General features: G+C 64.1%; 22 protein-coding genes. 7 read left to right on the plus strand and 15 right to left on the minus strand.

Going from position 1 to position 25,095, the window contains the following annotated elements; all coding sequences use genetic code 11:
• Positions 1 to 13: 13 nt before the first annotated feature.
• Together K3F49_RS03535 and K3F49_RS03540 are read left to right on the plus strand one after the other, a co-directional pair.
• The gene (locus K3F49_RS03535) at positions 14 to 1,366 is read left to right on the plus strand and encodes a hypothetical protein (protein ID WP_234679512.1); all 1,353 of its coding nucleotides are present in this window, start codon (positions 14 to 16) and stop codon (positions 1,364 to 1,366) included.
• Positions 1,367 to 1,612: 246 nt separating this feature from the next.
• Entirely contained in the window at positions 1,613 to 3,394 is a 1,782-nt protein-coding gene (locus K3F49_RS03540; protein WP_234679513.1) for a caspase family protein, read from the plus strand.
• A gap of 74 nt (positions 3,395 to 3,468) precedes the next feature.
• On the opposite strand, the gene K3F49_RS03545 is transcribed toward K3F49_RS03540, so the two are convergent.
• From K3F49_RS03545 to thiD, 4 genes are all read right to left on the minus strand, one after another.
• Positions 3,469 to 4,452 (minus strand): threonine/serine dehydratase, encoded by a 984-nt coding sequence (locus K3F49_RS03545; protein ID WP_234679514.1) that lies wholly within the window; start codon positions 4,450 to 4,452, stop codon positions 3,469 to 3,471.
• Positions 4,453 to 4,550: 98 nt separating this feature from the next.
• Complete coding sequence (locus K3F49_RS03550) at positions 4,551 to 5,609, minus strand: glycosyltransferase family 4 protein (protein WP_234679515.1); 1,059 nt, start codon at positions 5,607 to 5,609, stop codon at positions 4,551 to 4,553.
• Entirely contained in the window at positions 5,609 to 6,421 is an 813-nt protein-coding gene (locus K3F49_RS03555; RefSeq protein ID WP_234679516.1) for a UDP-2,3-diacylglucosamine diphosphatase, read from the minus strand. The genes K3F49_RS03550 and K3F49_RS03555 overlap by 1 nt, the downstream gene beginning before the upstream one ends.
• Before the next feature lie 217 nt (positions 6,422 to 6,638).
• Positions 6,639 to 7,439: a bifunctional hydroxymethylpyrimidine kinase/phosphomethylpyrimidine kinase gene (gene thiD / locus K3F49_RS03560; RefSeq protein ID WP_234679517.1), complete on the minus strand. Its 801-nt coding sequence runs from the start codon at positions 7,437 to 7,439 to the stop codon at positions 6,639 to 6,641.
• A gap of 306 nt (positions 7,440 to 7,745) precedes the next feature.
• On the opposite strand from thiD, the gene K3F49_RS03565 reads away from it, so the two are divergent.
• A complete protein-coding gene (locus tag K3F49_RS03565) occupies positions 7,746 to 9,725 on the plus strand; it encodes a hybrid sensor histidine kinase/response regulator (RefSeq protein WP_234679518.1) in 1,980 nt (659 codons plus the stop codon).
• Positions 9,726 to 9,840: 115 nt separating this feature from the next.
• Entirely contained in the window at positions 9,841 to 10,086 is a 246-nt protein-coding gene (locus K3F49_RS03570; protein WP_015684892.1) for an Lrp/AsnC ligand binding domain-containing protein, read from the plus strand.
• A gap of 45 nt (positions 10,087 to 10,131) precedes the next feature.
• Here the strand turns inward: K3F49_RS03570 and K3F49_RS03575 are convergent, their stop codons facing one another.
• Positions 10,132 to 11,058 carry a c-type cytochrome gene (locus K3F49_RS03575; RefSeq protein ID WP_234679519.1) on the minus strand — a complete coding sequence of 309 codons (927 nt, stop codon included), beginning with the start codon at positions 11,056 to 11,058 and terminating at the stop codon, positions 10,132 to 10,134.
• A gap of 153 nt (positions 11,059 to 11,211) precedes the next feature.
• On the opposite strand from K3F49_RS03575, the gene K3F49_RS03580 reads away from it, so the two are divergent.
• Positions 11,212 to 11,631 carry a CHRD domain-containing protein gene (locus K3F49_RS03580; RefSeq protein WP_234679520.1) on the plus strand — a complete coding sequence of 140 codons (420 nt, stop codon included), beginning with the start codon at positions 11,212 to 11,214 and terminating at the stop codon, positions 11,629 to 11,631.
• A gap of 72 nt (positions 11,632 to 11,703) precedes the next feature.
• Here K3F49_RS03580 and K3F49_RS03585 read toward each other — a convergent pair whose 3' ends face one another.
• Complete coding sequence (locus K3F49_RS03585) at positions 11,704 to 11,970, minus strand: class I SAM-dependent methyltransferase (protein WP_234679521.1); 267 nt, start codon at positions 11,968 to 11,970, stop codon at positions 11,704 to 11,706.
• Here K3F49_RS03585 and K3F49_RS03590 point away from each other — a divergent pair.
• On the plus strand, positions 11,969 to 12,358 hold the full coding sequence (locus K3F49_RS03590) for a VF_A0006 family four-cysteine protein (protein WP_234679522.1): 390 nt from the start codon (positions 11,969 to 11,971) through the stop codon (positions 12,356 to 12,358). The genes K3F49_RS03585 and K3F49_RS03590 overlap by 2 nt on opposite strands.
• A 7-nt stretch (positions 12,359 to 12,365) precedes the next feature.
• On the opposite strand, the gene K3F49_RS03595 is transcribed toward K3F49_RS03590, so the two are convergent.
• The 3 genes from K3F49_RS03595 to K3F49_RS03605 form a co-directional block, all read right to left on the minus strand.
• Positions 12,366 to 13,649 (minus strand): cystathionine gamma-synthase family protein, encoded by a 1,284-nt coding sequence (locus tag K3F49_RS03595; RefSeq protein WP_234679523.1) that lies wholly within the window; start codon positions 13,647 to 13,649, stop codon positions 12,366 to 12,368.
• Positions 13,650 to 13,840: 191 nt separating this feature from the next.
• Complete coding sequence (locus K3F49_RS03600) at positions 13,841 to 14,290, minus strand: cytochrome c (RefSeq protein WP_234679524.1); 450 nt, start codon at positions 14,288 to 14,290, stop codon at positions 13,841 to 13,843.
• 96 nt (positions 14,291 to 14,386) lie between these two features.
• Positions 14,387 to 16,696 (minus strand): xanthine dehydrogenase family protein molybdopterin-binding subunit, encoded by a 2,310-nt coding sequence (locus K3F49_RS03605; protein ID WP_234679525.1) that lies wholly within the window; start codon positions 16,694 to 16,696, stop codon positions 14,387 to 14,389.
• 232 nt (positions 16,697 to 16,928) lie between these two features.
• Between K3F49_RS03605 and K3F49_RS03610 the strand changes: the two genes are divergently transcribed.
• Complete coding sequence (locus K3F49_RS03610; RefSeq protein WP_234679526.1) at positions 16,929 to 18,458, plus strand: hypothetical protein; 1,530 nt, start codon at positions 16,929 to 16,931, stop codon at positions 18,456 to 18,458.
• Between the two features lie 25 nt (positions 18,459 to 18,483).
• Here the strand turns inward: K3F49_RS03610 and K3F49_RS03615 are convergent, their stop codons facing one another.
• The 6 genes from K3F49_RS03615 to K3F49_RS03640 all read right to left on the minus strand — a co-directional run bounded on the left by K3F49_RS03615 (position 18,484) and on the right by K3F49_RS03640 (position 24,965).
• Positions 18,484 to 19,086, minus strand: a complete 603-nt coding sequence (locus K3F49_RS03615) for a class I SAM-dependent methyltransferase (protein ID WP_234679527.1) — start codon at positions 19,084 to 19,086, stop codon at positions 18,484 to 18,486.
• Positions 19,086 to 20,123 carry a glycosyltransferase family 2 protein gene (locus K3F49_RS03620; protein WP_452100715.1) on the minus strand — a complete coding sequence of 346 codons (1,038 nt, stop codon included), beginning with the start codon at positions 20,121 to 20,123 and terminating at the stop codon, positions 19,086 to 19,088. Before K3F49_RS03620 ends, K3F49_RS03615 begins: the two co-directional genes overlap by 1 nt.
• Before the next feature lie 405 nt (positions 20,124 to 20,528).
• Entirely contained in the window at positions 20,529 to 20,921 is a 393-nt protein-coding gene (locus K3F49_RS03625; RefSeq protein WP_234679529.1) for a DUF1127 domain-containing protein, read from the minus strand.
• A gap of 261 nt (positions 20,922 to 21,182) precedes the next feature.
• Positions 21,183 to 22,709 carry a murein biosynthesis integral membrane protein MurJ gene (gene murJ, locus K3F49_RS03630; protein ID WP_234679530.1) on the minus strand — a complete coding sequence of 509 codons (1,527 nt, stop codon included), beginning with the start codon at positions 22,707 to 22,709 and terminating at the stop codon, positions 21,183 to 21,185.
• 47 nt (positions 22,710 to 22,756) lie between these two features.
• Entirely contained in the window at positions 22,757 to 23,908 is a 1,152-nt protein-coding gene (locus K3F49_RS03635; RefSeq protein ID WP_234680562.1) for a DegT/DnrJ/EryC1/StrS family aminotransferase, read from the minus strand.
• A gap of 52 nt (positions 23,909 to 23,960) precedes the next feature.
• Positions 23,961 to 24,965, minus strand: a complete 1,005-nt coding sequence (locus tag K3F49_RS03640; RefSeq protein ID WP_234679531.1) for a Gfo/Idh/MocA family protein — start codon at positions 24,963 to 24,965, stop codon at positions 23,961 to 23,963.
• Between the last annotated feature and the right edge of the window lie 130 nt (positions 24,966 to 25,095).

Consider the following 25,095-nt stretch of genomic DNA (forward strand, 5'->3'; position numbering starts at 1 on the left):
CGACGAGATTGTCATGGCCAACGAAGCATTCGCCCTCTCGCCCATGTCTGCCCGCGCGGCCGAGCCGAACGAGCAGGATTACGACGCGATCCGCGAAGCCTTCATGGAGACCGCGCGCGGCCGCTGGTTCCTCGGCGAATACGCCAAACGCAACCGCAATGCCGACACGCGCATGGTGCTCGACGCGGTCGCCAAAATCGAAGAAACCCTTGCAGCACAGCGACAATCCGTCGTCGAGGACCGCCTTCCCGAAGCGCTGGTCGCGATCCGCCGCGCCGTCGAGGACGCAGAAAGCGCCGCCGGCAAGACGTTCGATCCGGCCGCGCTCGAGGCGAGCCTCGCGCCGATCCCGCGCGGCGTGCGCATCATCAAGGAGATCTCCTGGCGCTGGCGCGAGATCGGCGCCGACGGGCGAATCTGCGACCTGATTGATTCGCAGCTCGCCTCGATCGAAGCGGCCTGCACCCAAATTTCGACCATCGACCCGCGCGGCGACCTCAAGGCCGCCTTCGATCTGCTCAGGGACCGGGTCGAGCAAACGAACGCTGACGGCGTCGCAGCGCCGCAGGACACGGTTCGGCCGGCGTCTGCGCAAGCCACGCCGCCAGCGGCGGAAGCGCCGGTTACTGATGCGCCCGCCGCGATGGCGAGCGAAGCATCCGCGGCTTTTGCGCAGACACCGCAGGACATCGCGCCCGAGGCGACCGCTGACGCGAGCGGCATTGCCGAGGGAGCGGTGATGGACGTCGCGATCGAGTCCGAGGTCGCCGAAGTCCACGCCGCCGGCGAAGAAAGTTTTGCTGCGGTCGAGGACAGCCTCGCCGATCCCGCATCCATCGCCGAGATCACCGACGACTTCTCGCTCGATGCCGCTGCGGAGGCCGAAGACGACGCCGTGCTCGCGCGGATCGCGATGGAGATGGCCGCGCCCGATCCGGAGTTCGACGAGATCGTCGAGCCCATGGAGATCGAAGCGGCTATTCCCGAGCCGATGCCGGAACCCATAGTCGCGGAGCCGGTGGCGGCGGAGGCGCCAATCGCGCCACATGTCGAAGAGCCGTTTGTTGAGATGCCGGCGGTTGTCGAAGCCCCGATCGCAATGGAATCGCTGGCACACCTCACCGACGCCATTGCGGAGGCCGCCGCCGAAGTGATGGAACAGCCGGCCCACGCCATGGTCGCCGCGGCGAGTTTCGGTGCGGCACCGGCCGCGACATTGCCGATGCCGTCGCCCCTGCCCGAGCCCTCGCTCGGCGCGACCATTCTCGCCAGCGGCATCGTGCAAAAGCCCCGCACTGCGGCCAACGACGCCCTCGCCCCGATCCGCCGCATGACCCAGGCCGAGAAGATCGCGTTCTTCTCGTAAAGGCGGCTTGGTTCCCGTGCGCAATAATTTCGCAGCAGTCGTAGCGCTGGCCGTGCTTCGCGACGACCGGACCACCTCAGGATTACAAGTTTCGCTCGAATATTGCCGAATTGCCTCTACGCTCTCTGCGTGATTTGGATCACACACCGCGCCAAGGTGATCGCGATCACGGACGCCAGGGCTCGAACGCGGTCAAGCTTCCTCGCAACCAATCTCGCATCGAGATGAGTGCCAAAGGAGCACGCCATGTTCCGCCTGAAATCCGCCCTGATGACTGCCGGCCTGCTGGGAAGCCTGTTCGGCTTCGCCTGCGGCCCGGTTGCCGCGCAAGTCGCCCCTGTCGAACCCGCCCCGACTGCACTGCAAGGCCCGGAGCAGCGGGTGGCGCTGGTGATCGGCAATTCGAACTACCGGAACGCACCGCAACTCGCGAACCCCGACAACGACGCGCAGTCGATGGCGCAATTCCTCAACTCGGCCGGCTTCGAGGTGATCTCGGCGACCGACCTCGGCCAGAATGACATGCTGCGCGTGGTGCAGGACTTTTCGGCAAAAGTGTCCGCGCGCGGCCCGAACACGGTGGCGATGGTCTATTACGCCGGACACGGCGTGCAGCTCGCCGGCGAGAACTATCTCGTCCCTGTTGACGCGAAGGTGTCGAACCAGAGCGAGCTCGTCAACGACTCGGTCCGCCTGGTCGACGTGATGTCGACGCTGGAGACGATCCCGAGCCGGATGCGCATCGTCATCCTCGACGCCTGCCGCAACAACCCGTTCCCCAACGTCAATGACGCCGGCCGCGGCCTCGCCATCGTCGATGCGCCGAACGGCTCGATCGTCGGCTATTCGACCGCGCCGGGCGCCGAAGCGCTGGACGGCAATGGCGGCCACAGCCCCTATACGCAGGCCTTCCTGAACGTCGCGCGCGAGCCCAACGTGCCGATCGAGCAGCTGTTCAAGCGCGTGCGTCTCCAAGTCAACCAGACCACCAGCGGCGCGCAGATTCCGTGGGAGAGTTCATCGCTGACGAGCGACTTCACCTTCTTCGGCGACACGGCGGTGGCTGCCAACCGCGCGCCGGTGAACGCACCTGTGGTGCAGATGGCCGCGAACCTCCCGAGCCGTTCGACGCGCCAGGCCTATGACTACGTCGTGTCCGAGGGACGGCCGGAGTACTATCAGGAGTTCATCCAGATGTATCCGCACGACCCGCTGTGCGATCACATCCGCTGGCTGCTGTCGAACCTTCTGCTCACGCAGGCCTGGCACCAGGCGGTGCTGGCGAACTCGCCGATCGGCTACCAGACCTTCTACAACAGCTACGGCAACAGCCCCTACGCGCAGATGGCGCACAAGCTCGAGACGCAGCCGAAGCTGATCCCCCTGATGCAGGCGACGAAGTTCCTGGCTCCGCAGAACATCGCCCCGACGCTGAAGATCGGCGGTCTCGGCCAGCCCAAATACATGCCGCTGATCCAGCAGGGCAATGGCTCGCAGATGAACGCCAATTTGCCGGTGGCGCAGAAGCCGGGCGAGGGCAACGTCATCGGCAAGCTCGGCAATGGCGGCCAGATCACCAACCTGCCGGCAGGCAATCCGCAGTCCGGCACGTCGTCGCAGACCCCGGGCAAGATCGTCACCCTGCCCGCACCAACCAACACGACGACGAACAATGGTGGCAACGGCAAGATCGTGACGCTGCCGGTGACCACCACCACGCAGACCACCGGCAACAACAATGCCGGCCCGGCGGGCAAGGTCGTGAGCATGCCGGTGACTATCGGCAAGGGCGTCGACGTCAAGACCACCGACGTGAAGACGACGAATGTTCAGACCCAGAACCAGCCGATCCGCATCAACAACGGCGTGAAGCTCAACAACAATCCAGTGAACAAGATCCAGGTGCAAAACAACCGCCCGCAGTTCAATGCGATGGGCAATGGCGGCGGCAACAACTTCCGTCAGTCGATGAACCAGTCGTTCTCGATGGGTGGCGGCGGCGGTCACCACGGCGGCTTCATGCACTGATCGCGGCAAGCGTACACGACAAAGGGGCAGAGCGAAAACGCTCTGCCCCTTCATCATGTCAGAAGCTCAAAAACTCAAGCCACCAGCTCGGCGAACAGATCCGCATCGACGTTGCCGCCAGAGAGCACGATGACCACGTTCTTGCCGGCGACGTCGAGACGGCCAGCGAGCAGCGCGGCAAGGCCGACCGCGCCGCCGGGCTCAACCACGAGCTTCAGCTCGCGATAGGCAAAGGCAACAGCCGCGCCGACTTCCTTGTCCGACGCAGTCACGCCGCGCGCGAGCAGCTTGCTGTTGATCGCAAAGGTCATCTCGCCGGGGATCAGGGCCATCAGCGCATCGCAGATGGTGCGGCCCGCCGGCGGATGCGGCTCGCGATGGCCTGCGGTCAGCGACAGGCCGTGATCGTCGAAGGCCTCGGGCTCGGCCACCACGATCTGGGCTTGCGGATAGCGCGCCTTCACGGCCGTCGCGACGCCCGCGATCAGGCCGCCGCCGGAGGCCGGTGCGACCACGATGTCGGGTGAGAGGCCGAGCGTTGCCATGTCCTCCGCAATCTCGCGGCCGGCCGTGCCCTGCCCCGCGATCACGAAAGGATCATCATAAGGCCGAACCAGCGTCGCACCGCGCTTCTCGGCGATGCCGCGCGAAATCGCCTCGCGATCGTCGCGGTCGCGATCATAGAGCACGACCTCGGCGCCATAGGATTTGGTGCGCTCGCGCTTCGACAGCGGTGCGTCCGCCGGCATCACGATGGTCGCCTGCATGTCGAGGATCTTGGCCGCCGCCGCCACGCCCTGGGCGTGATTGCCGGAGGAGAACGCGACGACGCCGCCGGCGCGCTTGTCCTGCGGGATCGAGAACACTTTGTTGAAAGCGCCGCGGAACTTGAAGGAGCCGGTGCGCTGGAGCATCTCCGGCTTCAGGAACACTTTTGCGCCAACGCGCTCGTTGAGCACGGGAAAGGACAGCAAGGGCGTGCGGACGGCGAAGGGCGCGAGCACGCGCGCTGCGGCATCGATATCGGCAGGGCCGATCGGAAGGGGCTGTTCGGACATGGGACGATGTTATCGCGTCGGATGAGGCGCGAGCAAGACACCTCCGCGCGAGGGTTTGGGTACCGGTTCGCGCGAAGAAAACGCGTCAAAACAAGAAACTAGGCGACGAAGCGCGGCTGTTCCGCCCCAGTCCGGCCGGGCAGCACCGCGCCGACCGCCCGGATACTGTCCACAAAAGCCCTCGCCGAGGCTTCCCAGGTGTAATTGGAGGCGAATTGGACGCAGGCCTGCCTGGAGATATCGAGCGCGGCGAAGCAGGCGTTGCGCAGGTCATGATCCAGCGCGCCGACCGGCGCATCGCCGAGGACGTCGCGGGGCCCCTTCACCGGGAAGGCCGCGACCGGCAGGCCGCTCGCCAGTGCCTCGAGCAGGACCAGGCCGAACGTATCGGTCTTGCTCGGAAACACGAAGACATCCGCCGCCGCATAGATATCGGCCAGCTCCTCACCGTGCTTCTCGCCCAGAAAAATCGCGTCATGATAGGTCTCTTCCAGCGCGTTGCGCGCCGGGCCGTCGCCGACGATCACCTTGGTGCCGGGCAGATCGAGGTCGAGAAACGCCTCGAGATTCTTCTCCACCGCGACGCGGCCGACCGAGAGGAAGACCGGGGCCGGCAGGCAGAGGTCGATGGCGCGAGGATGGAACAAATGGGTGTCGACGCCGCGCGGCCACAACACGACATTGTCGAAACCGCGCTCGCCGAGCTCCCGGGCCAGCGCGGGCGTCGCCGCCATCACGGCGCGGCTTGCGCTGTGGAAACGCCGCAGCGCCCGCCAGATCAGGGATTCCGGAACCGGCACACGAGCGCGGACATATTCGGGAAAGCGGGTGTGGAAGCTGGTCGTGAACGGCAGCTTGCGCTGCCGGCAATAGCGGCGGACCATCAGGCCGATCGGCCCTTCCGTTGCGATATGGACGCTGTCGGGCCGCGCTTCCTCGATCAGCTTCGCGATCCGCGCCGGGCGCGGCATCGCGAGCCGCACGTCGCGATAGCTCGGCATCGCGAAGGTACGGAACGATTGCGGCGTCAGGAATGTAAACTCGACGCCAAGACCTTCGACGCGAAGCGTCTTGGCCGCGTCAGCGAGCTTGGTCAGCGTCCGAACCACACCGTTGACTTGCGGGTGCCAGGCGTCGGTCGCGACCAGGATGCGCATCAGGCCGCCCTTGCTGCCACCTGCGGTACGGCTGCAGGCTTTTGCGCATGATCCGCCCAGGTGATGATCTCGAAACGACCGTCATCGTGCTCGACGAGCGCAGTGCAGCTCTCGACCCAGTCGCCGCAATTCATGTAGCGGATGCCGTTCTCGTCGCGGATCACGGCGTAGTGGATGTGGCCGCAGATCACGCCGTCGGCGTCATGGCGTCGTGCTTCGGCGGAGAGCGCCTGCTCGAACGCGCCGATATAGTTGACCGCGTTCTTGACCTTCTGCTTGGCCCATTGCGACAGCGACCAATAAGGCACCTTGAACATGCGCCGGAAGAAGTTGACGAAGCGATTCATCTGGATCGCGAAGTCGTAGGCCTTGTCGCCGAGATGGGCGAGCCAGCGCGCGTTCTGCACCACGAGGTCGAAGATGTCGCCGTGGATGACGAGATAACGCTTGCCGTCGGCGCCGGTGTGGACGGTGTTCTCGACAACGTCGATGCCGCCGAAATGCGTGCCGTAATAGTTGCGCAGGAACTCGTCGTGATTGCCGGGCACGTAGATGATCTTGGCGCCCTTGCGCGCCTTGCGCAGCAGCTTCTGCACCAGATCGTTATGCGATTGCGGCCAGTGCCAGCTGGATTTCAGCGCCCAGCCGTCCACGATGTCGCCGACGAGATAGATGGTGTCGGCATCGTGGTAGCGCAGGAAGTCCAGCAAAAGGTCGGCTTGCGAGCCGCGGGCTCCGAGATGAACATCGGAGATGAACAAGGTGCGAAAGCGCCTTTCAGGGCTCTCGTCACTCATATCGTAACTTCCCATGCGACAGCCTGTAACAATGTCCCGTGACAGGGGGATGACCAATTGAACCTTTGAGGCACCCTCAGATACGAATCAAACCTCGCCTCGCCCTCCCCGCGAATATCAGTCGCATGCGACAATCAGGCGACATGAGGCGGCATTGGTCGTCCGCAAAAGCGGGGAACACCAGGGTCTCACCGGTTAACGGCGGTGAGCTGCACGCAGCTCGAAGCCCGCGTCAGTAAAACCTGTGGAAATGATGGATCGGTCCGTGGCCGTGACCGACGCTGAAGCGGTCGGCTGCCGCGATCGCCGCGCTGATCCAGCTCTTGGCGTTGCGCACGGCCGTCTCGAGATCCTCGCCCTTGGCGAGGCCCGCCGCAACCGCCGAGGACAGCGAGCAGCCGGTGCCGTGGGTGTTGCGGGTGACGACACGCGACGCGGCAAGCGCGATCGTTTTGTCGGCGCTGACGAGATAGTCGATGCTCTCACGGCCTTCGCCGTGGCCGCCCTTGATCAGCACCGCGCGGCAGCCGAGCCCGAGCAGACGACGCCCCTGGCTTTCGATCTCGGCCTCGCTTCGCGCGATCGGCTCGTCCAGCAGCGCAGCCGCCTCCGGCAGGTTGGGCGTGATCACCGACGCGAGGCGCATCAGCTTGGTGCGCAACGCCTCGACAGCTTCCGCGGCCAGCAGGCGATCCCCCGAGGTTGCGACCATCACGGGATCGAGCACGATATGACGAGGCTTCCAGCGCGCCAGCGCCGAGCCGATCGCATCGATGCTCTCGGCTTGCGCCACCATGCCGATCTTCACCGCGCCGACATCGAGATCGGAGAACACCGCATCAATCTGCGCAGTGACGAACGCGGCGGGTACGGCATGAATACCGGTGACGCCCTTGGTGTTCTGCGCCGTCAACGCCGTGATTGCGGATGCGCCATAGACGCCAAGCGCGGCAAAGGTCTTCAGGTCGGCCTGAATGCCGGCGCCGCCGCTCGAATCCGAGCCGGCAATGGTGAGCGCCACCGGTGTCGTCATCGCGGGATACACTTGCTTGAAGAAATCTTCGCCATAGCCTGTCCTAGCGCGCCCCCGGAGCCCCAGCAAGCTGGCCCTGCCGCCGTGGCGCTGATTCGCGACACCGCCGGGCGCGCAGCGGCGAATCACGGTTGCGCCGCCGCATGGCATTGTCGTCCCGAAAGCGTGCACATCCCCGAAAAATACAACCACGGCATAGCCCGGCCTTGGCGCCCGTGCGTGCGAGTGACACGTTAGCTGGTGGATTCGTCCAGCGACGCCAAATTGCGGGCCCTTCTCGGCCCGCAACCCTCTCGGGAAGAAATCATGTGGGCCTTTTTTGAACGTCTCCTCGATTCGTCGATGCTTTCGCCGCACGGCATCTGCCTGTTGTGGGAGCCCGAGCTGATCTGGCTCCACGTCGCCTCCGACGCCATCATCGCCGCGGCCTATTTCTCGATCCCGTTCGCTCTCACCATTCTGGTCACCAAGCGGCGCGACCTTCAATTCGGTTGGGTCTACTGGGCGTTCGCGGTCTTCATCATGGCCTGCGGCCTGACCCACCTGCTGTCGATCTACACGCTCTGGGTCCCGATCTACGGCATCGAGGGCATCGTCAAGGCGGTCACGGCTGCGGCCTCCATTTTCACCGCCGGTGCACTTTGGCCCCTGCTGCCGAAGATCCTGACGATTCCCTCCCCGTTCGAGTTGCAGAAGGTTCAGGCCGCGCTGGAAGAGGAGGAGATCAAGAGCCGGGATGCGACGCTGTTGCTCAAACAAGTCGGCGACGCCCAGCGCGCGATGCGCGAGAGCATGACGCGCCTCACCGCCGTGGTCGAGACAGCGGTGGACGGCGTCATCCTGTTCGATGCGCAAGCCCGCATTCTGCTGTTCAACCCCGCCTGCGAACGGTTGTTCGGCTATCGCGCCGACGAGGTCATGAATATCGACATCGGTATGCTGATGGCCGACGAGAAGAAGCTCCCATCCACCGGTCATGCGCGGCGTTTCGCAACCGGGGAAGCCGCCGGCCTGCGCAAGGACGGATCGACCTTCCCGATGAACCTTTCGGTAGGCCAGGCCTGGCAGGATGGCGAGCTGATCTACGTCGGTATCGTTCACGACCTGACCAGGCGCAAGCTGACCGAGCAGCAGCTCCAGCAGGCGCAGAAGATGGAGACGGTCGGCCAGCTCTCCGGCGGCATCGCCCATGACTTCAACAATCTCCTCACTGTCATCATCGGCAACGCCGAGCTTCTCAGCGAACAGCTCAAGGCGCAGCCCAATTTGCGACAATTTGCCGACGACATCTGCGAGTCCGGCGAACGCGGCGCGGAGCTGACGCAGCGACTTCTGGCATTCAGCCGCCGCCAATTGCTCCAGCCAAAGGCGATCGATTGCCGCGAGCTGCTGGCGTCCATGCTCAAGTTGCTCAAGCGCACGTTGCGCGAAAATATCGAGATCAAGACTGCGTTCGGCCCTGGCACCATCGAGGCCTTTGCCGACCGCGCCCAGCTCGAATCCGCCGTGCTGAACCTTGCGCTCAACGCGCAGGACGCGATGCCATCCGGCGGCCATCTGACGCTGAGCACCGAGTTCGCCGCAATCGACGAGGACTATCGCGCCCTGCATCCGGAAGTGGCATCCGGCACCTACGCGCTGATTTCCGTCACCGACGATGGCGAAGGCATGACGCCCGAGGTCATCGAGCACGCCTTCGAGCCGTTCTTTACCACCAAGGAGGTCGGCAAGGGGTCAGGGCTCGGACTGAGCATGGTCTATGGCTTCGCAAAACAATCCGACGGCCATGTCTCGATCTACAGCGAACAGGGCCTGGGGACGACGGTCCGGATCTACCTGCCGCGCGTCGGCGGCGGACAATCGCCGGCCGACGTGCTGGACAGCGATGACACCGCGCCGCGCGGCCACGAGACCATCCTGATTGCCGAAGACGATCCGTTCGTGCGCTCCTCGGTGATCCTCCGGGTGGAAGCGCTCGGCTATCGCGTCGTCGCCGCCGTGAATGGACAGGAGGCCCTGCAGCGGTTGCGCGCCGATCCCGGCATTGACATGCTGTTCACCGATATCGTCATGCCCGGCGGGATGAGCGGCTGGGAGCTCGCGGACCAGGCGCGGCGGATTCGGCCGGGCCTGCCGGTCCTGTTCACCTCGGGCTATGCGCTGGAGACCCTGGTCGAGCAGGGCCGTGCGCAGGCGAAAGCAGTGGTCCTGACCAAACCCTATCGCAAGGCCGAGCTGGCCCAGCGCCTCAGGGACGCCTTCGCCGCAGCGACGGCGATTTCGTAGGGCAAAACCGGCATTTGCCCGCGGGCGGCTTATCCCCGGAGACAGCAAGTCCGCTTGCTAAATCCGGTCGGTTTTGGCCTATTAGCCGGCAAGATATGCTTTCGGAGTGACTGCAATGGTTCCTTTCTTCGTCCAGATCAAATGCAAGCTTGGCCAGTCCTATACGGTCGCCAATGCGCTTGCCGAAGCCGAGATCGCCTCCGAGATCTACTCCACGGCCGGCCATTACGATTTGCTGGTGAAGTTCTATGTCGATAACGACACCGACATCGGCCACTTCATCAACGAGAAGGTGCAGGTGCTGCCCGGCATCCAGGACACGCTCACCATCATCACCTTCAAGGCGTTTGGCGCCAAATAGCAGGCGCGATTGGCGCAAGCCGCGATGTTGCGCAGTTGGCCTGATTCAGCCGCCACCTTCCTTGCGTTTGGGCGGCGTCGGGCCGTCGATCGGCGGCAGCGACTTCAGATAGGCGGCCATCGCGGCGCGATCCTCTGGCGTCAACTGCGCGAGGTTCTTGATCACCGGCCGCATCGAGCCCGACGCGCTGTCGCCTTCGGGCATGTCGCCGGTCTCCAGGAAGTCGGCAATATCCTTCTCACTCCAGCCGCCAAGACCCTTCTGCGTGATGTTCGGCACCCAGCCCTCGCCTTCGGGATTGGGACCGCCGGCGAAGCGCTCGCCCCGGTTGATCCCACCGAGGGCGTTGCGCGGACTGTGGCATTCGGCGCAATGGCCAAAGCCGTTCACGAGATAGGCGCCGCGATTCCATTGCGCGGAACGCGTTGCATCCGGCATCAACGGCCTGACATTCATGAACAGCAATTTCCAGATGCCGACATTGCGGCGGATGTTGAACGGAAACGGCACATCGTGGTCGCGCACCCGGCCCGACACCGGCGGCAGCGTTTTCAGATATGCAAAGAGATCGCGGACGTCGTCGACTTTCGCAATGTGATAGGACGTGTAGGGAAACGCCGGGAAGTAGTGCGCGCCTTCGGGCGAGATGCCGCGCATCACGGCGTTGACGAAATCGGCCTCGCTCCAGCGGCCGATGCCGTAGGTCGGGTCGGGGGAAATGTTCGGGACATAGAACGTGCCGAACGGCGACCCCAGCGCCAGGCCGCCGCCGAGCCGCAGGCGGTCGGGCTGGTTGGGCACCGCATGGCAGGACGAGCAGCCGCCGGCGTTGAACAGCTCCTGCCCGTTGGCGAGATCAGGCCCGCGCGTCGGCGCCGGCAAGGCCAGAGCGGTCGGCGCGCTCAGCCACCAGTAGACGGCAAAGGCTGCGACGGCAGCAATCAAAATGACATAAATTGTTCGTCGCAGCATTGAGGATCCCATGGGGCTTTCGCGAATTTACGGATCATCCCGCAGCCGCTCCAGCCACGAATAATTTAGATGGTTTGATCGGAATCCGGGAATAAAGTCGGAACCGCACTGTTTGCAAGTTGACAGCAATCAGGCGTCAACAGGGAGAGACCCATGAACAAAGCGCTTTTTGCCACGCTGGCGCTCGGAGCCGCCGTCGCATTCGCCGGCTCGGCCAGCGCGGAGAAACTGAAGGCGACGCTGGACGGCAAGTCAGAGGTGCCCGCTAACGCCAGCAGCGGCACCGGCACGGCGGATCTCGACTATGACGCCGCCACCAAGAAGCTATCCTGGAAGCTGACCTATTCCGGCCTCTCCGGCCCCGCCACTGCCGCTCATTTCCATGGCCCCGCCGAGACCGGCAAGAATGCCGGTGTCGCGGTGCCGATCCCGGGTGCTGCCAACAGCCCGGCTGAGGGCTCGGCGACGTTGACCGACGCGCAGGCCGCCGATCTCCTCGCCGGCAAGCTCTATGTCAACATTCACACCGCGGCCAACCCGGGTGGCGAAATCCGCGGCCAGGTGACCAAGTAAGTTTTATAGCAATTTTTTCCGCGAAGGCCGGGCGCAGGAGCGTCCGGCCTTTTTGATTCCGGGCAGCGCGCGTCAGGCGGGACGCTTGCGCACCGCGATCTGGTGGCTCCCGAGGATCACCTCGGCATCGTCGTGCGAGGCGAGAAATGTGTCGACAGCGGGCGTCACGCGCTCCGCGTCGGGATTGTCCGGCTTCCAGGTGTCGTCGTCCATCAGCATCACGCCGCCCTCGCGCAGCACGCGCCAGGCACCGAGACAGTCGATCATCACGTCGTCGCGCTGATGGCTACCGTCGATCTGACGCTCTATGATCGTCTCCAGAGCAACGAGGCGCAACATGACCACTCCCAACGCGAATGATCCCGCCTTCTCCGATAAACTATCGCGCCAAGGCGCCCGCCGGAAGCCTGCTCGCACATCATGGCATGGTCTGGCCGGTGTCTTCGTTGCCGCAACGATTATTGCATTCTCCGGACCGGTCGTCGCGCAGACCGACATGGAAAGGCAGGCTCAATGCGAGCTGTCGGCGATCCGCGACACGAGATCGCCGCTTGCAGTCCAGTATATCCGCTCGGCCTGCAATTGGCTTGCGGTCAATGGCGACTCCCTGCTGAACGCCTCCAGCAAGGGCTATTATATCTGCCTCGTGCGGCAGCTCTCGGGTGCACAAAGCAACGAGGCAGCCGCGGCTATCATGTCGGCATGCCGCACATCCAATCCGCTTTGAGGTGCGCTCAGGCCGCGCTCAGCGCATGCTCGAGGTCCGCGATCAGGTCCGACGGGTGTTCGATGCCGATCGACAGCCGGATCGTGCAATCGAGCACACCGATCTTGCGACGGATGTCGGCGGGGACGCCGGAATGCGTCATCGTCGCCGGCAGGCTCGCCAGCGACTCCGTTCCGCCAAGGCTGACCGCGAGCTTGAAGATCTGCAGGCCGTTGAGGAATTTCTCCGCCGCCGCCTGGCCGCCGACGATGTCGAACGAGAACGTCGATCCTGCGCCGAGACATTGCCGTGCGAACACGCGCCCCGCAGGCGAGGTCTCCTCGTGGTGACCGAGATAGTGGACCTTCGCCACCTTGGCATGGTCGCGCAGATAATCCGCGACGAGGCGCGCGTTGCTGTTGGCCTTCTCCATGCGCAAGCTCAAGGTCTCGAGCGAGCGGTTGATCATCCAGCAGGAATGCGGATCGAGCTGGGTGCCGATGGCGCCCCGCAGTGCCTTCACGCCCTTCATCACCGCCTTTGTGCCGAGGGCTGCGCCCGCGATCAGGTCGGAATGACCGCCGACATATTTGGTCAGCGAGTACAGCGAGAGGTCCGCGCCGTGCTCGATCGGCCGCTGAAACACCGGTCCGAGCAGCGTGTTGTCGCACGCGATGATTGGCGTGTGACCCTGGGCCTTGCCAATGGTGTCGGCGACGCGGCGCATCAGCGCGATGTCGACGAGGCCGTTGGTCGGGTTGGCCGGGGTCTCGATCAGGATCATCGAAACCCGGCCCTTGCGCATCGCCTCCTCGGCGGTCTGGCTGACCGCCGTTTCGTCGATGCCGTCCGCAAAGCCGACCGCGCCGATCGAGAAACGCGCCAGCGTGTTGGTCAGCAGCGTTTCCGTGCCGCCATAGAGCGGCTGCGAGTGCAAGATGACGTCGCCGGGTCGGACAAAGGCCAAAATCGTCGTCGAAATCGCCGCCATGCCGGACGAGAACAGCGCACAGCTCTCGGTGCGCTCGTAGATGGCGAGCCTGTCCTCGACGATCTCGCTGTTGGGATGGTTGAAGCGCGAATAGACCAGGCCCGCGCCCATGCCTTCCGGCGGTTCGCGACGGCCCGCGACGAAATCGAAGAAGTCCTGCCCGTCCTCGGCCGTTTTGAAGACGAAGGTCGAGGTCAAGAACACCGGCGGCTTGATGGCACCTTCCGACAGCTGCGGATCATAGCCATAGGTCAGCATCAGCGTTTCCGGATGCAGCATATGGTTGCCGATATGGGTTTTCGACGGAAACGGTTTTGCCATGGCCTGTCTCGCTGTTCACTGAGATCGTCGCCGCGCGTCGCAACTCCGGACGTCGCGACGTATCAACGTCGCGACGGCGCCAGCAAACATAACCACTCTGACGGCGATCCGTCAGGCCATGGAACGAGAAATTGGTGCCGTGCTGCGCGACTCGGAGACTGGTCACGCGTCAAGCATACCAGCTGCAACGTCTACTTCAGCTTCAACCGATACGTCTCGTGGCAGTCGGTGCAGCGGTCGTTGACCGCCGTGTAGGCGGCCTTGAGGCTCGCCACATTGGTGATCTTGCCCTTGACGTCCGCGATCGCCTTTTGCACCGGCGGAATCTTGGAGTCGAAATCGGCCTTGTTCTGCCAGACCTTCGGCGACGCCCCGTAGGTTGCGTTGACCACGTCCTGCTTGGGATTGACCTCGAACGTCTTCGCGATCTTGGCGACGTCGGTCTCGAGACTGGCGATCGCCTCGTCGACCGCCTTCTGGTTGTAGGGGATGTCGCCCTTCGTCATCTTCAGGATGACGGTGTAGAGGCTCTTGGCCTGCGAGCGCATCAGATTGTCCTGCTGGACGGCAACCTCCTGCTGCGCCATCACGGCGCCCGCCCCCAGAACTAGGGTGCCCGCGACCATCAAAATTCGTTTCATCGGCGTGTTTCTCCGGCTCGCAAGTCGGTTTGGGGGAAGGTCAGTCATGGTTAGAACCCGGCGGCGGGCGATTATTCCCGCCGCGGGCGCTACGCCTTACAGGCTATGGCGGCGGTGGTGCTCGCTGATCGCGATCCAAACACGTTCTGGTGTCGCCGGCATGTCGATGTGGTCGATCTTGTATTCGCGCCAGAGCCCGTCGACAATGGCATTGACGACGGCCGGACAGGAGCCGATCGCGCCGGCCTCGCCCGCGCCCTTCACGCCCATCGGATTGGTCGTGCAGGGAATGTTGTTGGTCTCGAACACGAAGGACGGGCCATCGGCTGCGCGCGGCAGCGCGTAGTCCATGAAGGTCGCGGTGATGAGCTGACCGTCGCCCGCGCCATAAACCACCTGTTCCATCAGCGCCTGGCCGATGCCCTGCATGGCGCCGCCATGCACCTGGCCTGCCAAAAGCAGCGGATTGAGTGTCTTGCCGAAATCGTCGACGATCACATAGTTGACGACTCTGATGATGCCGGTCGCCGGATCGATCTCGACTTCCGCGACATGCGTGCCGTTGGGATAAGTGCCGTCGGCGCTGGCAAACGTCGCGCTCGCATTCAGCTTCGACGGATCGGCACCCGGTCGCTTGGCGAGATCGGCAAACGAAATCGAACGGTCGGTACCGGCGATGCGCACGATGCCGTCAGCGATCTCGAGGTCACCGGCGCTGGCTTCGAGCGCCTGTGCCGCGATCTCCTTGAGCTTTTGGCCGAGCTCGCGCGTGGCGCGCTCGACGCTGACGCCGCCTGAGGGGATCGAGGCCGAGCCGCCGGTGCCGAGGCCCGTGGCGATCATGGCGGTGTCGCCCTGGTGGACGTGCACACGCTCCGGCGCGACGCCGAACTGCTCGGCGACGATCTGCGCATAGGCGGTCTGGTGCCCCTGCCCGCTCGACTGCGTGCCGATCAGAACGGTGATGTCACCATTGGGGTCCATCCGCACTTGGGCGGTCTCCTCGCCCATGGTGCCGCAGACCTCGACATAGCTGGCAAGCCCGATGCCGCGGATCAGGCCGTTCTTCTTGGCCGCCTTGGCGCGCTTGGAAAACTCCTTCCAGTCACCGATCTCCATCGCGCGCTTGAGATGCGCGGCGAAGTCGCCGGAATCGTAGACCTTGCCGGTCGCCGTCTTGTAAGGCAGCGCCTTCGGCTGGATGAAGTTCTTGCGGCGGATCGCGTCCGGCGTCATATCGAGTTTTCGCGCGCAGGCGTCGACCAGGCGCTCGATGACGTAGGCCGCTTCGGGCCGACCCGCGCCACGATAGGCATCGACCGGCACGCTGTTGGTGAAGATGGTGCGCACCCGGCAATGGAACGCCTGGATGTCGTAGAGGCCCGGCAGCATGCCGGCGCCGCCATGCGGAATGTAGGGCCCGAAGGTCGACAGGTACGCGCCCATGTCGCCCATCAGGTCACAATCCATCGCAAGGAATTTACCGTCCTCGGCCATCGCCATTTTGGCAGTGGTGACGTTGTCGCGGCCCTGCGCATCGCCCATGAAATGTTCCGCGCGATCGGCCGCCCATTTCACCGCTTTCTTCAGCTTGCGCGCTGCGACCGCCACCAGGGCGTATTCACGATAGGGAAACAGCTTCGTGCCAAAGCCGCCGCCGACATCGGGGCAGATCACCCGCATCTTCTCGGTCGGGATGTTCAGCACGTTCTGGCAGAGGATGTCGCGCAGCCGGTGGCTGCCCTGGCTGCCGATTGTCAGCGTGAGATGATCGTTCTTGGCGTCGTATTCGCAGACCGCCGCGCGCGTCTCCATGAAGCTCGCGACCACGCGCGGATTGACGATGGAGATCTCGGCCACCGCATGCGCCTTGGCAAACGCAGCTTCAGTCGCGGCCTTGTCGCCGATCGAGACATCGAACAGCACGTTGCCGGGCTTGTCCGGCCAGACCTGCGGTGCGCCCTTTTTGACGGCGTTGACGAGGCCGGTCACCGACGGCAGCGGCGCCCATTTGACCTCGATCGCCTCGATCGCATCGCGGGCCTGGTCGATGGTCTCGGCGACGACGAAGGCGATGGAATCACCGACATGGCGCACCTCGTCCTTGGCGAGGATCGGGTAAGGCGGGCCGGTGAACGGGTCTGTCTCGAGATTGAACAGGCAGGGCAGATTGCCGAGATCCCCAACCTCGGCGGCAGTCAGGATCAGCGCCACCCCGGGAAGGGTGCGGGCGCGGCTGGCATCGATGGTGAATTTGGCATGCGCATGCGGCGAGCGCAGCATCAGGCAGCGCAAGGCGGCCTGCGGCGCGTAATCGTCGGTATAGCGGCCCTTGCCGCGGATGAGCGCGTCATCCTCCTTGCGCAGCACGCTTTGGCCAACGCCGAACTTGATGGGAGCCGCCATTTTCTTATCCCGTCCTATGGTTGTTTTGCCGGCATATTGCCGTGGAACGAAGGGGAGCGCAAATGGCTTTAGCAATTGCCTGCGCGGGCTTTCCACGCCCAGCGTCCGTTCAATCAGGTCCCCAAAATCGCCATGAGGCCTTCCGGCACTGCGACGGGGCCTTGGTTTGCCGCGAAAGTCACTCGTTAACGCACCTCAGTTAACGTGGGGCGTTTTCTCGCAGGATAGGCCCATGAGATCGGAGATGAGTTCGGAGATCGGAGACGTTTCCCGCCACGCGCGCGTCAGCCCGCATGACCGCGAACGGCCGGCCCCGATGCCTTGGCTGCTGATCGGCGCAGTGTTTGGGTTCGCAATCCTGATGCGGACGTTGGTTCCGCTGAATACCGACGTGAGCTGGCTGCTCGTGGTCGGCGAACGCATGCTGGATGGCCAGCATCTCTACGGCGATATCATCGAGATCAATCCGCCGATGGCGGCGTTTGCCTATCTGCCCGGCGTTGCGCTCAGCCGCCTGCTCGGCATCGATCCGCGACACGTCATCGATGCTCAGCTTCTGTTGCTGGCAATGGCTTCGCTCTATGCCGTATCGCGGATCGTGCGGCTGTCGCCGGCATGGGCGCGGGCGAACTGGGGACCGTTCGCGATCTGGGCCGCGGCCGTCGTGACCATCTTGCCGATGCACGTGTTCGGCCAGCGCGAACATATTGCAACGCTGACCTTCCTGCCCGCGATCGCGGTTTATGCGCTGCGCAGCGATCGCCTTTCGGTTCCGCTCTGGGCGATCCTGATTGCCGGCCTGGGGGCCGGGATCACGCTCGCCTTCAAGCCGTTCTTCGCCGTGCCGGTGGCGTTGTGCATGCTGGCCAGCGCCGTTCGCGCGCGCTCATGGCTTGTGTTGTTTGCGCCGGAAAACATCATCGCGGGCGTGCTGGTAGCCACCGTCAGTATCGGCACCTACGTTCTCTATCCCGAATACTTCACGGTGACCTATCCTCTGGTGCGCGACACGTATCTGTCCTGGTCGATGCCGCTCTCCGTCATCTTCCTGAATGCCGCCTCGCTGCTGTTTGCCGTCGCGATGCTGTCGGTGCTGTTGACGACGTGGGGACGAACGCCCGACTCGCTGCTGCTCGCGGCCGTTTGTTCCGCGAGCGGATTTGCGATCTCGTTTTTCCTGCAGCGGCGCGGCTGGGCCTATCATTCCTATCCGATGGTGGCGGTCGCCCTGCTCGCGATGGGATACGCGTTGCTGGTCGAGGGCGACGCGCCGTCGCGCCGCCGCTTTGGCCTGGCGGCGCCGCTGGTCCTGGCCGCAACCTTTTTGTTCGGCGCGCAATGGTTCAACGTCACCGTCTATGTCGGCCCGGTAAGGCAAGCGATCGAGGGCCTCATGCCGCATCCGCGGATCCTCGTGCTGAGCGGCGAGGCCGCCATTGGTCACCCGCTGGTGCGGGATGTCGGCGGCGTCTGGGTTTCTCGTCAGGAGAATCTTTGGCTTAGGGTATTCGGGCGGCTGACGCGCGAAAAGACCTCGGTCGACGCCGCGACGGCCGCCCGGCTGAACGACTATCTGGCGCTCGAGCGCAAATGGCTGATCGAAGATTTCAGGAAGTTGCCGCCCGACATCGTCCTGGTTGACAATTTGCGCGACGGATGGGGCGACTGGGTGCGCGCCGATGCCGAACTGTCGCAACTTCTCAAACCGTATTCGCTGGTACGAACCGTCGAGGGGATCGACATCCTGCGGCGGGCTGAATGATCCGTGTTAGCCGGCGCGCCGGCCGCTATTTCTGAGCGACGCCGATGGCGAACGTATAGGGCAGGCGCGACAAGTCTTCTCGGATGGCGAGTTTCACCCTGGCAAACGCGTTGCCGAGCACCCTGGAGTAGCCGTCCTGATCGCGGATAAACTCACCGCGGTCGTTGTCGAGCAGCCATTTCGCGATCGGCGACTGGCCTTCGCGATAGCAGGGATCGGTCGTAAACAGGACGCCATCGTCTCTCAGGACGTCGCGGATGTTGGCGAGCGTGGACCTCAGATCTTCGTCGCCGATATGGTGCAGGACGCCGTTCATCATGACGAGGTCTGCGCCGGCGAATTCCCGGGCGGCGGCCGCATCGAAATAACGGCAATGAAAGGTGCCGAGATGGCCGAACGATCGCCTCGCATAGGCGATGTAGGTTTCGTCGATGTCGAAGCCGTTATAGTTGGTGCCTTCGGGCAGATATTGCAGGATATGACCCGGTCCGCACCCGATGTCGATCACCCGCATGCCCGGCCGCACGGTCAGGTAATCCGCGATCGCCTTGATCCGGGCGCCGAAGAAGCCGCCGGCAGCCTGATAGGCCTGATAGAGGGCGGGATTTCTTAGGATCATCGCCTTCATCAGGAGGCCTCATATATTTCGCTGCGCCGGTTCGATTGCGACTGGGCCAGCAACGTCAACGGCGCCGTTTCCTGATCGTCCCGGCCGTCGGTCGCGCTGTGCGGCAGCCGTCCTCGCCGGTGAATGTGCGAGATCAGGAACAGCGGACGGTTCTTCGATTGAATGTAGATGCGGCCGACATATTCGCCGATAAGCCCGAGCACGAGAAGCTGGACCGAGGAGATCATCACGACCAGCAGCGTCAGGCTGGTCCATCCCGGCACGGTGCCTGAAAAGATCCAGCTGATGACGGCGCCGATACCGACAAAGCTGAGGACGGTGGTCAGGAGCGCGCCGACATAGGTCGCAATCCGCAGCGGCACCATCGAGAAACTGACCAGTGCGTCCGCCGCAAAGCCGATCATCTTCGCCAGCGGGTATTTGGTGCTGCCGGCATAACGCGGATTGCGGTCGTATTCGTAGGCGACCTGCTTGTAGCCGAGCCAGGCCACCATCCCGCGGATGAAACGATCATGCTCCGGCATCTGCACGAGCTGGTCGGAGATACGGCGGCTCATCAGGCGGAAGTCGCCGGTATCTACGGGGATGTGGACCCGGGTGATCCGGGCGAGGAGACGATAGAAGGCCTCGGCCGATCTCCTCTTGAAGCGAGTTTCGCCGGCGCGACTGCGTCGCAGGCCGTAGACGACGTCGGCGCTTTCCCGCGCCATCATCTCGTACATCGGCGTCAGCAGTTCCGGCGGGTCCTGCAGGTCGGCGTCGATGACAAGCACGAGGTCCCCGCGCACCGTGGAAAGCCCCGCCGTCAACGCCAGTTGATGCCCGTGGTTGCGGGAGAGCCTTACCGCGACGACGTTGCGGTCTTCCGCCGAGAGTTGGTTGATCAGCTTCCAGGTGTTGTCGGTCGAGCCGTCATCGACCAGGATCAGCTCGAACCGTTGACCGCACAGCGCGCGTGCCGCGGCCGTCATCTGATGGTGGAATTCGCGCAAGCCTTCCTCTTCGTTGTAGCAGGGTACAACGATGGACAGAAACATCCTGCCGGAGCGTGGCGTCCCGTCCTGAATTTCCATGGGTTTGGCAGCCTGTCCGGCAATGAATCGGTGCGAAGTGCTGCCTGCGATAATCAACGAGGCCCGGTTAATTGTTCATCAATTTTTAAAGCCGCAGAGGTTCGATTCGTCGAAGCCGCCGCAGCTAAATTAATCAAATGTTTAAGCGCTGTCTAAACGTTGCGTCACGATGCACCCCCCGTTCGCAGCCATCGGGCAGGCCGGCGTCGTTCGGAAAACCTCAATCGCCGACAGGGACACGGCCGAATTCGGCGTTGCGGCCACCGGCGAGGGCCCGGCACGGACCGCGAAGACGCGCCTGAGAACAAGCCGCCGCCCTTACTGACCGCCGCTTGCTTTCAGAGCATGTCCACTCTCGCAGGTGATCATTTACATCCCGCCGCGGCTCAAGAGATACCTCGTGTTGTCTCTCAGCGTGTCGATCGCCCGCTGAGGCGTAAGATAGTCGATCTCACTGCGCGTCAGGCCGATATCCAGCAATTCCCTGTCACTCAGGTCCTGCAAGCTGAGCTGTGGGTTCTGGCGCCGTTCTTGAAACGCCCGCCAACATCGCTTGAGCAAGCCCAGGATGCTTCGCGTCGAAACGGCCGGAGCAGCCTCCTTTTCCGACAAAGCGTTGTCCAGCGCTGCAGCGGAGGCCTTGAGGCGTGCTGCCAAGGCCTGGTCGACCGCGCTCTTCGCCGACACGATGGAGAGGTTGAAGCCGCGCCTTGCGGCATCGCCCTCAATCCCGGGTGAGATGTTCGTCAGTTGGGGTGGCATCGTATGCTCCTGCTGCTGTGCCGGCAGGGAGCGTGGCCAAACAAAAGGCCCCGTCCGATGCCGGCGAGGCCTGGTGGAAAAGATGTCGTCGACGTATTCCTAGCGCGCGACTCCTTCCACGGCCCAGCCGAAGCGGGTCATGTGGTTGAAGTTGATTTTGCGCGACGATCTAATCATGAGCCGCTGATACCACGGCAATCGCACAAAATCAAGAGATGTGCAGAGTTTGGCTACACCCTGCAGGCGAGCCCTTCGCTCCATCTAGCCACGCACCAGCGAGACCAGCCAGTTGCGGCCGAACAGGACGAGGATCGCGAGCGCGTACACGATCGCGCCCCCGACGGCCAACAAGACCAGCGTCAGTTCGTCCCGGAAGTGCATCGCGCCCAGCGAAGAAGCGCTGATGCGCGCGATCAACCAGAAGGCGGCGGCGAGGATCGATCCAGTCAGCAGGAATTTGGCGAGCGAGTGCAGCCAGGCGCGGTCGAGCATGAGAAAACCTCGCCGTACAGCGAAGAACAGCACCAGCAGCAGATTGGTCCAGACACCGACGGCGGTTGCCAGCGCCAGGCCGATCTGGGCGAACGATCCCATCAGGGCGAGTTTCAGCGCAACATTGACCGCGATGCCCGACAGCGAGGCCCGAACCGGCGTCGCCGTATCCTTGCGCGCATAGAAAGTCGCGACCGCGCTGCGGATCAGCACGAAGGGGATCAGGCCGATGGCATAGGCTGCGAGCGTGCTGCCTGCGGCAACCGCATCGGCCTTGGAGAACGCACCGCGGGCGAACAGCGCGCGCATGATCTCGTTGGGCACGGTGAGGAAGGCCGCAACGAACGGTACAGAAAACAGCAACGTGAAGTCAAAGGCGCGGCGCTGCGCCTTCATGGCGCCGTCGTGGTCGTTGGCGGTGATCCGCCGCGACATCTCCGGCAGCAGCACCGTGCCGATCGCGATGCCGATCACGCCGATCGGCAGCTGGTTGAGGCGATCGGCGTAATAGAGCGCCGACAGCGCGCCTGCCGGCAGGAAGGTCGCGATGATGGTGTCGGCGAACAGCGCGACCTGCGTGCCCATCGAGCCCAGCGTCGCAGGGCCCAACGCCTTGAAGAAGCCGCGGACATCTTCATCGAGCTTGAGCGGCGCAAAGCGCGGCAGGCCGCCATGGCGCGCGAGATCGCCCGCAAGCAGGAAATATTGCAGGAAGCCGGAGATCAGGACGCCCCAGGCCGCGGCGTGGCCCGCAGTCGGAAACCAGGCAGCGAGCGCCAGCGTCATCATCATCGCGACGTTGAGGAAGATCGACGCGGCGGCGGCGCTGGCAAATCGCTGCATCACGTTGAGCATGCCGCCATAGAGCGTCACCAGCGTGATCAGCAGGAGATAAGGAAAGGTGATCCGGGTCAGCTCGATCGCGAGCTTGCGCTGCTCGGCGTCCTCGCTGAAGCCGGGCGCCAGGATGCTCATGGCCTGCGGCATGAACAGCCAGGCGACGATCAGCAGCACGACCTGCGAGGCCAGCAGCAGCGTGAAGATGCGGTCGGCGAACAGCCGTGCCGCCCCCTCCCCGCGCTCGCCATGGACATGGGCATAGGCCGGCACCCAGGCGGCGTTGAAGGCGCCCTCGGCAAAGATCGCGCGGAAATGATTGGGCAGCCGCAGCGCCACAAAAAAGGCGTCGGCCACCGGGCCGGCGCCGAGGATCGCCGCGAGCATGATGTCGCGGGCAAATCCCGTCAGCCGCGAGAGCAGCGTGTAACCACCGACCGTGAAGATGCGTCCGAGCATGCGTCCCTTCTAGAGGAAGAGACGGCTCGCTGCAAAATCAGGGCAGATCAGGCCGATAGCGCGCCGCGCACGGCGGCGATGATTCGCTCCTGGTCGGCTTCGGTCAGATAGGCATGCATCGGCAGGCTGATCACGTCCTGCGACAGGCTCTCGCAGCCCGGCAGGCCGCCATCGGCGACCGGATACTGCCTGTAGGCGGTCTGCTGATGCATCGACTTGCCGTAATAGATCGCGGTCGGTACGCCCTGGGCTTTCAGCGCGGCAGCGAAGCCATCCCGGTCGGTCCCCTCAGGGAGACGGATCGTGTACTGCGCCCAGACCGAGGTATTGCCGGGGCTGAGACGCGGCACGGTCACGACGTTGGACAGGCCTCGCGCGTAGCGCTCGGCGACCTTGTTGCGGGCGGCGATCTCGTCGTCAAAGATCTTCAGCTTCTCGATCAGGATCGCGGCCTGCATGGTGTCGATCCGGCCGGTCAGGCCGAGGCGAACATTGTCGTATTTGTCGACGCCCTGCCCGTGCACGCGGATGCTGCGCAGCGTGGCCGCGAGCTCGTCGTCATCGGTGAGGATCGCGCCGCCGTCGCCGAAGCAGCCGAGCGGCTTGGCCGGGAAAAAGCTGGTCGTGGTGGCGAGCCCGAAGGTACCGAGCTTGCGACCCTTGTAGCTTGCGCCAAAACCTTGCGCGGCGTCATCGATCACGAACAGGCCTTCGGCCTTTGCGATCTCGGCGATGGCATCGTGGTCGGCAGGCTGTCCGAACAGATCGACCGGAATGACCGCAACGGGATTCAGGCCCGCCTCGCGCGCGGCCGCAATGCCGCGCTTGAGCGATTCCGGGCTCATGTTGAAGGTCGCTTCATCCACATCGACATAGACCGGCGTCGCACCCATCCGCGCCGCGGGCGACGCGGTCGCGATGAAGGTGAACGACGGGCACAGGACGGCATCGCCGGGACCGACGTTCTTCGCCATCAACACCATGAGAAGCGCATCGGTACCGCTGGCGCAGCCGATGACGTGCTTGGCGCCGCAATAGGCCGCAAGCTGCTTTTCGAGCTCGGCGACCTCGGGTCCGTTGACGAACTGGCAATGGTCGAGCACGCGCTTGACCGCGGCATCGAGCTGGTCGCCGAGCCGGCGGCGCTGCGAGGCCACGTCGATGAAGGGAATGGGTTCGGAACGCAGATGCTGGTTCATGGCCTGGATCTTGGCGCCTTGCGGGTCTTGAGCGGTCGACATGGAAAGGGTTTTAGCCGGCGACGCGACGCGGGCCCTTGCGGGCGGGCGACGTGGCGGCGGGCCGCGATGGCGTCTCGAGGCACTGCGTCGCGATCTCGAGGCTGGCGACGCCCTCATCGCCCGTGACCGCCGGCGTCTCGCCGTGACGTACGGCCTTGAGGAAGGCGATCAGCTCGGCGCGGAGCGGCTCGTCATGGCCGACCGGCAGATGCCGCATCGAGTAGCTGCCGTCAGGCTTGAAGCCGAAGCATTCGGTGACCTGGCGGGTCAAGAGGTCGCCCATCACGTATTTGCCGCGGGTCGCGACCGTGACGCTGCGCGCCTTGAACGGCGTCAGCCAGTTGGTGTTGATGTGCGCGAGCACGCCGTTGGCGGTGCGGAACTGGAGGAGCGCGATGTCCTCGCGCTCGGCGACCGCGCTCGACAGCTGCGGCTGCACCTCGACGATGTCGGATTCGGTGAACCAGCGGATCAGATCGATGTCGTGCACGGCGAGGTCAATGACGACGCCGACATTGGACATGCGCGGCGGGAACGGACCGACGCGTGTGATCGCGATGGAAAGAATGTCCTCGCCCGCGATGGCTTGCTTGACGGCCGCGACCGCCGGATTGAAGCGCTCGACATGGCCGACCATCAGCGTGACGCCGGCCTTTTGCGCGGCGGTGACGATCTCGCGGCCCTCTTGCACCGTGGATGCGATCGGCTTCTCGACCAGCACATGGATGTTCTTGGCGATGCAGGCGAGCGCGACCTCGTGATGCAGATGGGTCGGTGCCGCGATGGTGACGGCATCGACGCCTTCGGCGAAGAGTTGGTCGAGCGTCTCGAAGCTCGCGCAATTGGCGAGCTCGGTCGCGCGCGCCCGATGCGCCGGCGAAGGATCGACCACGCCGATCAGGCTGACGCCGGGCAGACCGCTCAGCACACGTGCATGGTTGCTGCCCATCACGCCCGCGCCGATGACGCCGACGCGCAAGCCGGCCGTTACCGGTTGTGACCCTTTGGAACTCATCTGATCAAACCCCGATTCAACGCAAATCCCCGGGCCGCTTCTAGCACGGGTGCCACATTTGTGGCGAATGCCGGCAAAACTGCCCGGACACGATTTGATTCAAAAAGTTACACGTTCTCCGGGCCTTAAG

Source organism: Bradyrhizobium monzae (genome assembly GCF_021458635.1).
Classification (GTDB): domain Bacteria; phylum Pseudomonadota; class Alphaproteobacteria; order Rhizobiales; family Xanthobacteraceae; genus Bradyrhizobium.